Raw genomic sequence first — 747 nt, 5'->3', positions numbered from 1 at the left:
GCGTGCCGGATCGGATTTACTTATATCGGTACGGTTGTGGGCGCCGGGTTTGCATCCGGACAGGAAATCATGCAATTTTTTACACGTTTCGGCTCACAAGGCATATGGGGCATCGTGGCGGTCACCTTGATGTTTTCATGGCTGGGCACCCGAATGATGGTGATGGGGGCAAGATTGAAAGCTGCCTCGTACGAAGAGCTGAACCGGTTTCTGTTCGGTCCCCGGTGGGGGAAATGGATGAACGGATTCGTGGGGTTGGTGCTGTTCGGCGTCACGACGGCGATGATGTCGGGGACAGGCGCTCTTTTTCGGGAACAATTGGGGTGGTCGTTTCACCTGGGCGTCATTCTGACCGCTGTGGTGGCCTTCGCAGTGATTGTTCGCGGGTTGGATGGGATTCTTTCCGTCAATTCGCTGATCGTGCCAATGATGTTTCTTTTTACCCTGCTCGTGGCGGTGAACGGTTTGGGGCGGCCGGAAGCGTCTGAGTGGTTGACGGCATCGCATCATGGCGGTGGACAGTGGTGGTTGTCCGCGTTGACATATGTGGCGTTCAATCTGGCGATGTCTCAAGCGGTGTTGGTACCGATGGGCAACGAAGTGTCCGATGAACGGATTCTCACGGCGGGAGGATGGCTCGGTGGAGTGGGATTGGGCATCATGCTGTTGGCCAGTCATTTCGCCATGACGTTGGAGATACCGGAGATTCTTCGCAGGGAAATCCCGATCGCGATGGTGATTGCCGCG

At 56.2% G+C, this 747-nt stretch carries 1 protein-coding gene; it reads left to right on the top strand.

The annotated features are described in order from the left end of the window. Nucleotides 1-747, top strand: a 747-nt coding sequence (locus NWF35_RS03425) for a YkvI family membrane protein (protein ID WP_301237691.1), incomplete at both ends; no start/stop codon positions are given.

It is taken from the genome of Polycladomyces subterraneus (genome assembly GCF_030433435.1).
Classification (GTDB): Bacteria; Bacillota; Bacilli; order Thermoactinomycetales; family JIR-001; genus Polycladomyces; species Polycladomyces subterraneus.
This window is presented reverse-complemented; position numbering and strand designations above follow the sequence as displayed.